Origin of the sequence: uncultured Granulicatella sp. (assembly GCF_963521425.1) — a bacterium.
Taxonomy (GTDB): Bacteria; Bacillota; Bacilli; order Lactobacillales; family Aerococcaceae; genus Granulicatella.
Map to the genome: position 1 here is coordinate 1 of NZ_CAUQUN010000042.1, position 6,868 is coordinate 6,868.

Here is a 6,868-nt window from a genome sequence, read left to right on the forward strand (position 1 = left end):
AGATGTAAGTACTGGCTCTTTGTAAAATCGTGTTGGTAGAAGTAGACGATTTTTCCACCAACACGATTTTTAACTATAAAAAGACACCTCCATGTGCATTTGATTATATTGTACCAAATCCAACTTGGAGGTGTTTTTATTTAATTCTCATTTACGGGGGTCAATTCAATGTTGTTCTAGCCTTTTTTTATTGGTAAAAAGAAGGGAGTTTGAAGAAAAAATCTAAAATGTGAAGAATTTCGGTAAAATTTCATATAAAAGTTTGCTATTTTTAGGAATACGATTTTCAGAAAATCTATAATATGGTATACTTCTATTATGTGACAGTCTAGACATTGGCTGTTAGGTGATTAGATGATAAAGAAGGGAAATGAATACGGTGTTTGAAAAGTTATTAGATCGACTATCAAGTTTTAAGGGAAAAACTGAAAAAATCTATCGTCATGATTTGTTTTTAGAAGAGGAATTATCTCCAGCGCAATATTGGGAATACTCGGATAAATTAGCTTATTATTTACAGGAACGATTGCAAGATAATCGTCAGCCAATCGTTGTTTATGGACATAAGCATCCAATGATGCTTGTCTATTTCTTAGCCTGTGTTAAATCAGGACGTGCATTTTGTCCAGTTGATGTAAATACACCCATTGATCGAGTGCAAGATATTATTGCAACCGTAGAGTCACCAGTTGTATTAACAAGTGAAGGAATTGAGTTAGAAACTCCATTATTAGATGTTTCAGCTACTAAAGAAATTCTTCGTACAACTTCTGAAAGTATTGACCCTAAATATTATGTAAAAGATGAAGATATTTTTTATATTATTTTCACTTCAGGAAGCACAGGCAAACCAAAAGGGGTTTCGATTACGTATGATAATTTAAATCATTTCTTAAAATGGTATACAGGTTACTATACAAATAAAGGTCCACAAGTATTTTTAGGGCATCCGCCGTTTTCATTTGATTTGTCAGTAATGTCTTTATGGCCATCGCTTTATATGAATGCGCCATTAATACAAATTGATAAACAGCATTTACAAGATTTTAAGGTTTTATTTAACACATTAAAAGAATCAAATGCTACGGTTTGGATTTCAACACCGTCATTTGCAGAGATGTGTTTAGTCGATCCAAGCTTTAATCAAGAATTATTGCCACAAGTGAATCAATTTGTCTTCTGTGGTGAAAAATTATTTGCAACAACTGCGCAAAAATTATTAGATCGTTTCCCAAATGCAGAAGTCGTAAATAGTTATGGGCCAACAGAATCTACTGTAATGATTACATGGGTATCGATTACAAGAGAAATTTTGGAACAATATCCAAATAATTTACCAGTGGGTGTGATTAAACCAGGAACAACCGTTACGATTGATGGAGAACAGAGTGGGGAAATTATTATCCAAGGGGATACAGTAGCGAATGGATACTATCAAAATCCAGAAATGACGCAGAAAAGTTTTATTATCCCTGAAGTTGGAGAACGTAGCTATAAAACGGGAGACTTAGGTCATTTTGAAGGAGAATTATTATTCTGCGAAGGACGCATTGACTTCCAAATCAAATTACATGGACATCGTATTGAATTAGAGGATATTGATAATAATTTATTGAAAAATTCAAAAATTCGCCAGGCTGCAACGGTTCCATCTTATGCAGAAGATGGGAAAATTAAATCTATCATTTCTTATGTTGTTTATACAGAAGAAGTTGAAAGCCGATTTGCAACGGGTAAATTGATTAAAAAAGATTTAGCGCAATATGTTCCAGAATATATGATTCCTAAAAAAATCGTCTTTTTAGATGAAATGCCATTAAATAATAATGGTAAGATTGATAAGAAAAAATTAAAGGAGTTATAGAATGGAGTATTTTGAAGGCTTAGATTTCTTTGGAACATTGTTTTTTGCACTGATTCCAGTAATTCTATTGCGATTGTTTGAAAAATCAGTTTATTGGATTACTTTTGTTTTATCAATTGGAATTGCGATAGCAGTATTTAAAGAGCAACCAAACCATTTTATAAACTTAGTCATCTTCATTGTAGAAACTTATTTATTAGTTCGATTAGGCTTTCATTTTAGAGATAAGAAATCTACGAAATATCCTATTATATTTTTTGGGAGTTTATTATTGATTGCAGCAAAAACAGTGGTTATTTGGAAAGTATCCATTTTAGGATTTTTAGGTATTTCTTATATGACTTTCAAAGTATTACAAATTATATTTGAAACATATGATGGAATTATAAAAGAACCAATAGGTTTGATTGATTATCTTCAATTTTTATTATTCTTCCCAACAATTAGTTCGGGACCGATTGATAGAAGTAAAAGATTTATGGAAGATATTCATCAAATTATTCCAAAAGAAGAATATATCGAGTTGTTAGGAACAGGTTTGTTTAGATTAGTATTAGGATTAGTTTATAAAGTTGTATTGTCTAGTCTATTGTACTTAGCAATGAATCATATTCCAAATAAAGGGTTGTTATTTACAACTGTTTCTTATATGTATTTGTATACATTTTACTTATTCTTCGACTTTGCTGGATATAGTTTAATGGCAGTTGGTGTAAGTAATATTATGGGGATCGAAACTCCGATGAACTTTAATAAACCATTTTTAAGTATTGATATTAAAGATTTCTGGAATCGTTGGCATATAACATTATCAACATGGTTAAGAGATTTTATTTTTTCAAGAATTGTAATGAAGTCAATGCGTTATAAATGGTTTAAAACTCGTTTGACAACAGCAATGGTAGCCTATATGTTGAATATGATTTTTATGGGGTTCTGGCATGGACTTTCATGGAGTTATATTATTTATGGTGTGTATCATGGAGTTTTAATGGCTGGATTTGAATGGTATCAAAAGAAATCTAAATTTTATAAAAAATATAAACAGAAAACAGCTTATAAGGTTGTAAGTTGGTTTGTAACAATGCATTTAGTGATGATTGGTTTACTCATTTTCTCAGGGAAACCATATGAATTTATCATAAAAATATTGACGAAATAATAAGAGGTGAACATCATGTTAGAAGAAAAAGTTTTAGCAATTATTGAAGAAATTTGCGAAGATGATGTCATTTATGAAGAACGTGACATTAATTTAAAAGAAGAAGGTCTAATGGATTCATTAGCTTTTGTTGAATTATTAGTTCGAATGGAAGAATTTGGAATTGAAGTAGCTCCAACTGAAGTAACTTATGAAGAAATCGATACTCCAAATAAAATTATTCAATATATCGAAACTAGGGTGAAACAATAATGAAGAAAATAAAGGCCTTAGGAATAGCCTTGATACTTGCGATACTCACTCTTGTTTTATATGTTCATGTACTGAATCAAAAGTTAGCAGATTACTATCATGTGAGTGATAATAGTGTTCGATATAATTTTGAATATACAAAATATAAAGGACGAGATATATTAAAGGATAATATTGATGACAAAACTTTAGTTGTTTTAGGTTCATCTGAATTGGCAAAAGCTAGTAATCAGCCATTTCATTTTAAACAACTATTTAATTATGATGATTTTCATTTGATGCCAATCGGTGGTGGGAATTTTCAAAATATTATTCAAGCCTCAATATTAGGATCGTTGGGGGATGAATTTCCGAAGAAAAAATTTGTACTAAGCGAATCATTTTTATGGTTTGATCAAAATGCAATGCCGCCTGAAGCTTTTTTAAGTCGTGTTTCAAATGAACATGTTTATTATACTTTAAAGAATCCTAAAATTAGCCATGAAACAAAAGAAAAATTTATGAATAGAGTACTAGAATTATCTAAAAAAAGTAAGTATCACTATCATACTTTTCAAAGATATAAGCGTCGTTTGTTAGACAATAAAGGTACGATAATAGATGACTGGTTGAATTGGTTTGATGTAGAAAAGTTTGCGTTAAATAATAAAATTAAGTTTTACTTTACTGCAAATCTCACACCAATTCCTTCTAGCGGACCAATTACTCCAAATTATGATTGGGAAGAGTTGAAAACTAAATATTTAGATGATGCAAAGCTTTTAACAAACGATAATGAATTTGGGATTGAAAAAGGTTATTTTGATTCAATGATTGGTTCAGATCTTCAAAAGTTAAAAGGTTATGCTTCAAATTATAAATATGATAAGTCAAAAGAATATGAAGATTATGAATTGATTTTACAAATGATTAAAGAAATGGGGATTGATGTTGAAGTTGTAAGTTTCCCTGTGAATGGTAAATGGTTTGATTATATTGGTATTGGTCCAGAACAACGAGCAATTTACTCGGAAAAATTAACAGAAATTACAAACTCATTTGGTTATAAACTTATGAATTTAACATCAAAAGAATATGAACCTTATTATATGTATGATACGGTTCATCCAGGATGGAAAGGATGGCCTGAGGTTGCTGAAGAAATGTATAAGTTCTATCAGAAAGATTAGTGAAAAGCATCAGCTGTTTTTATGGACAATGGCATTTTATGTTTTATTTGTAGTACTAGGTTTATATCTAATTCATGCAGATTTCTCAAATGTAGCAGAATTTGTGTACAGTGCTTTTTAAAGAATATAAAAATTCCACACATTTTTGTGTGGAATTTTTTGTTTTAGAATTTGATATTTAGTAAATCTAACATTTCATGATATGCTTTTTCAATTCGTTGACGAGTTGTTTCATCAACAGTAGTAGCATATTTTGCGCCTGGTAAATAATCTTCGGCTAAAAATACTTGGTAATCATAGGCAGGGTAACCTAAGAAGGTACGATTGATTGGAGTTCTAGAAACCCATGTTGGATGAGCTTGTACACTTGTTAATGTAGTTTGATTCCCTTCTTTTTGGATAGTAATATCCATAATTACTCCACGTTCAGTCCAAATATTATCTAATGTTTCTAAACGCTGATTTGATAATAAATTTCCCATTGAGTAAATAATAAATTTCTTTTGTCCATCTTTTTCAATTGTTTCAGTAGGTTCAGCAACGTGTGGATGACCTCCAAAGATTACATCTGCACCCCATTCAATCATTTTATGATAAGTGTCGACTTGAGCATCAGTTGGTGTTAACTGATATTCTACTCCCATTTGAGGCATAATAATTGTAAAATCAGCAATTTGTTCAGCTTTTTCAATTTGTTCTTTTACTTTATCCATGTTTAAGTCATATAAATGATTATCGTAATCTTCTTTTGAAATACTTGCTTCAATTCCGTTGAATCCGTATGAAAATCCTAAAATAGCAACTTTAATGCCATTTACTTCTTTCACTAAAATTCCTTCATCAGGATTTACTTTAACCCCGAAAATATCTAAACCGGCATTTCTAAAAGCAGTAGCTGTATATTTTAATCCACTAATCCCTGTATCTAAAATATGATTATGAGCTAAGTCTAAAACATCATACCCAGCATCTTTAATACTTTTAACAACTTCCTCTGGAGCGTTAAAAATAGGATAACCTGCTAAAGGTCTATCTGGATTAATGGTACCTTCAAAGTCTCCAAGAGCTAAATCAGCAGAGGAAACGAGAGGAGTAATTTGCTCGTAATCATTCTTAAAATCATACTTTTGACCATCAAAAGCACTACCATAAACAACGTCGTGATAAAGCATATCACCACTTGCAGTAATTCTAGCCGTATGTACTTCTTGACTGTTTGAAGTGGTTGAAAAACTTTGCTGATTTGTAGATACATTTTTAGTTAATAGTTTATTTTCATTATTAATAATTGATGGAATATTTAAAATGAAAATAACAATAGCGAGTGAGGCTATTGCGATAAAAGCAAATAATAGTTTTGCTAAACGAGCTTCTCTAACAGCACGCTTATGATGTGAACTGTTTTGACGTTGGTTCATATCAATCCCTCCCAAATTGTTTATACTATCACTATTATAAAACAAATCAGGGAAATTTCTATAAAAATTTCTAAGAAAACTCTTATATTTATAGAAATGATAATAAATGAAATATCATGAAAAGAAAAATAGATTATGAAATTATTTCATAATAATGTTCTAAAAAACTAGCTATCCTATAAATTTTGGGGTATAATAATGACGTAAAAATAAATACTAGGGAACTGGTATAAGGAGGAAATTTTAAATGAGTCGTTTAGTAAGTATGACAGAAATGTTGAACAAAGCTAAAGAAGGTAAATATGCCGTAGGTCAATTCAACATCAATAACTTAGAATGGACACAAGCTGTTCTAACTGCTGCTCAAGAAGCAAAATCACCAATCATCTTAGGAGTTTCTGAAGGTGCTGGTAAATATATGGGTGGCCCATTAGTAGTTGCAGCTATGGTAAATGCATTATTAGAAACTATGGATATCACAGTTCCAGTTGCATTACACTTAGACCATGGTTCATCTGTAGATGTATGTAAAAAATATATTGATGCTGGTTTCAGCTCAGTAATGTTTGACCACTCTCATTATCCAATTGATGAAAATATTGAGTTATCTAAAGAAGTTGTTGCATATGCACATCCAAAAGGTGTTTCTGTAGAAGCTGAAGTAGGTACTGTAGGAGGTACTGAAGATGGCGTTACAGGAGGAATTAAATATGCTGACTTACACGAATGTGAACGCATGGTTAAAGAAGCAGGAATTGATGCTTTAGCAGCTGCTTTAGGTTCAGTTCACGGAACTTATGCAGGTGAACCTGTATTAGGATTTGACGAAATGTTAGCTATTTCTGAAGCTACTGGTGCTCCATTAGTATTACACGGTGGATCAGGTATTCCAGAATATCAAATCAAAAAAGCAATCGAACGTGGACATGCTAAAATCAATGTTAACACTGAATTACAACAACAATGGACTGCAGCAGTTCGTGCTAAATTAAATGCAGACGCT

At 31.2% G+C, this 6,868-nt stretch carries 6 protein-coding genes; 5 read left to right on the forward strand and 1 reads right to left on the reverse strand.

Annotation, left to right across the window (positions count from 1 at the left end; translation table 11 throughout):
• Positions 1–370: 370 nt before the first annotated feature.
• The 4 genes from dltA to dltD are packed head-to-tail and all read left to right on the forward strand — an operon-like array spanning position 371 to position 4,447.
• Entirely contained in the window at positions 371–1,864 is a 1,494-nt protein-coding gene (gene dltA / locus RWO76_RS08595; RefSeq protein ID WP_314355230.1) for a D-alanine--poly(phosphoribitol) ligase subunit DltA, read from the forward strand.
• Position 1,865: 1 nt separating this feature from the next.
• On the forward strand, positions 1,866–3,026 hold the full coding sequence (dltB, locus tag RWO76_RS08600; RefSeq protein WP_314355231.1) for a D-alanyl-lipoteichoic acid biosynthesis protein DltB: 1,161 nt from the start codon (positions 1,866–1,868) through the stop codon (positions 3,024–3,026).
• Positions 3,027–3,041: 15 nt separating this feature from the next.
• Positions 3,042–3,278, forward strand: coding sequence for a D-alanine--poly(phosphoribitol) ligase subunit DltC (dltC, locus tag RWO76_RS08605; RefSeq protein WP_020991407.1), 237 nt, complete (start codon positions 3,042–3,044; stop codon positions 3,276–3,278).
• Positions 3,278–4,447: a D-alanyl-lipoteichoic acid biosynthesis protein DltD gene (dltD, locus tag RWO76_RS08610; RefSeq protein ID WP_314355232.1), complete on the forward strand. Its 1,170-nt coding sequence runs from the start codon at positions 3,278–3,280 to the stop codon at positions 4,445–4,447. The genes dltC and dltD overlap by 1 nt, the downstream gene beginning before the upstream one ends.
• Positions 4,448–4,611: 164 nt before the next feature.
• On the opposite strand, the gene RWO76_RS08615 is transcribed toward dltD, so the two are convergent.
• Positions 4,612–5,865, reverse strand: a complete 1,254-nt coding sequence (locus RWO76_RS08615; protein WP_314355233.1) for a CapA family protein — start codon at positions 5,863–5,865, stop codon at positions 4,612–4,614.
• A gap of 247 nt (positions 5,866–6,112) precedes the next feature.
• Here RWO76_RS08615 and fba point away from each other — a divergent pair.
• A partial coding sequence (gene fba, locus RWO76_RS08620) for a class II fructose-1,6-bisphosphate aldolase (RefSeq protein WP_314355234.1) occupies positions 6,113–6,868 on the forward strand: 756 nt, incomplete at its 3' end.

Excerpts from the sequence above, each read along its gene's own strand:
- dltA (WP_314355230.1), top strand. The coding sequence starts at position 371 with ATGAATACGGTGTTTGAAAAGTTATTAGATCGACTATCAAGTTTTAAG.
- dltB (WP_314355231.1), top strand. The coding sequence starts at position 1,866 with ATGGAGTATTTTGAAGGCTTAGATTTCTTTGGAACATTGTTTTTTGCA.
- dltC (WP_020991407.1), top strand. The coding sequence starts at position 3,042 with ATGTTAGAAGAAAAAGTTTTAGCAATTATTGAAGAAATTTGCGAAGAT.
- dltD (WP_314355232.1), top strand. The coding sequence starts at position 3,278 with ATGAAGAAAATAAAGGCCTTAGGAATAGCCTTGATACTTGCGATACTC.
- RWO76_RS08615 (WP_314355233.1), bottom strand. The coding sequence starts at position 5,865 with ATGAACCAACGTCAAAACAGTTCACATCATAAGCGTGCTGTTAGAGAA.